Source organism: Halomonas sp. 141 (genome assembly GCF_002810305.1).
Lineage (GTDB): Bacteria > Pseudomonadota > Gammaproteobacteria > Pseudomonadales > Halomonadaceae > Vreelandella > Vreelandella stevensii.
Genome location: NZ_PINZ01000099.1, coordinates 1 through 1322, shown reverse-complemented (window position 1 = coordinate 1322; position 1322 = coordinate 1). Strand labels below are relative to the sequence as shown.

The following is a 1322-nucleotide window of genomic DNA, read 5'->3' as shown; positions in this document are numbered from 1 at the left end:
TTGACTGCTCCTCGCCCTGAAGGACGAGGATTCCCAATTCAACGAGAATCGGACACGGAGACTGGCTCCATGCCGCTTACATTCTCTCCAAGGGCTAACACCGCCAGCCCGGCGGCTTTAATGTTAAGCGCGGCATTGATGTCGCGGTCGTTATCGGCGGCGCACTCGGGGCACGTCCAGGTCCGAACCTGCAACGGCATCTCGGGCATCACATGCCCGCAGCCAGAACAGCGTTTGCTGGAGGGATACCACTGGTCGATGGCCGACAGTTGCCGGCCCGCCCAGTCGGCCTTGTACGCCAGCTGCCGGACGAATTCGCCCCAGCCCGCATCGCTGATCGACTTGGCCAGCGAGCGATTGCGCAGCATGTTCTTCACCTTGAGGGACTCGACGCAGATCACTTGGTTCTCGTTGACGATCTGGCGGGATAACTTGTGCAAGTTGTCCATCCGGCAATCGGAGATCCTGGCGTGAAGGCGGGCGACTTTCTGCCTGGCCTTGGCACGGTTCTTCGAGCCGCGCTGCTTCTTACTCAGCCGACGCTGTGCCCTGGCCAGCCGGGTCGCGTATTTCGCCGTATGGCGGGGATTGCCGATTCGATGCCCGTCGCTGGTGACGAACAGGTCTTTCAGGCCGAGGTCGATGCCCACCATTTTCGGGGTCACGGGCAGCGTCTCGGGCGAGAACTCGCAGAGGCAGCTGACGAAGTAGCGCCCTGCGGCGTCCTTGGACACGGTGACGGTGGTCGGTTCGCTGGGCAATTCACGGCTCCAGCGGATCGCCAGCGGTTCCTTGCACTTGGCAAGAAACAACTCGCCGTCGCGGTACTTGAAGGCCGAGCGAGTGAACTCCGCCGACTGGCGGTGCCGCTTGCTCTTGAAGCTCGGGTACCTGGCTCGGCCCTCGAAGAAGTTCTTGAAGGCCGTCTGCTGGTGGCGAAGGCACTGTTGAAGCGGGACCGAGCTGACCTCGTTGAGAAACGCGGTATCGTCAGCCTTCTTCATGCGCGACAACTCGGCGTTCGCCGCTACGTAGCCGACCTTTTCCTTGCGCGCGTAGAACGCATCGGTGCGATAGCGAAGCACTGCGTTGTAGACGAAGCGCACACACCCAAACGTCCGAGCCAGGAGCTGTTCCTGCTCAGGCGTCGGGTAGAAGCGGTATTTGTAGGCGCGTTTCGTCATGCCTCACAAAATATGCCATTAGCTGTAAGATGGCAACCACCAGAGAGGGAGGCAGCGAGAACAGGGTCGTCCTGACGGACGACGCGCTATCCCTCCCCGCACTAGAAGTGCGGGGTTTCTCGCGCAAAGACTGATGAA

At 61.0% G+C, this 1322-nt stretch carries 1 protein-coding gene; it reads right to left on the bottom strand.

Annotated features, from left to right (window positions below):
• Positions 1-38: 38 nt before the first annotated feature.
• Positions 39-1184 carry an RNA-guided endonuclease InsQ/TnpB family protein gene (locus CWI66_RS17445; protein ID WP_016915207.1) on the bottom strand — a complete coding sequence of 382 codons (1146 nt, stop codon included), beginning with the start codon at positions 1182-1184 and terminating at the stop codon, positions 39-41.
• Positions 1185-1322: the final 138 nt, after the last annotated feature.

Coding starts and splice junctions, on each gene's coding strand:
- CWI66_RS17445 (WP_016915207.1), bottom strand. CDS start 1,184: ATGACGAAACGCGCCTACAAATACCGCTTCTACCCGACGCCTGAGCAG.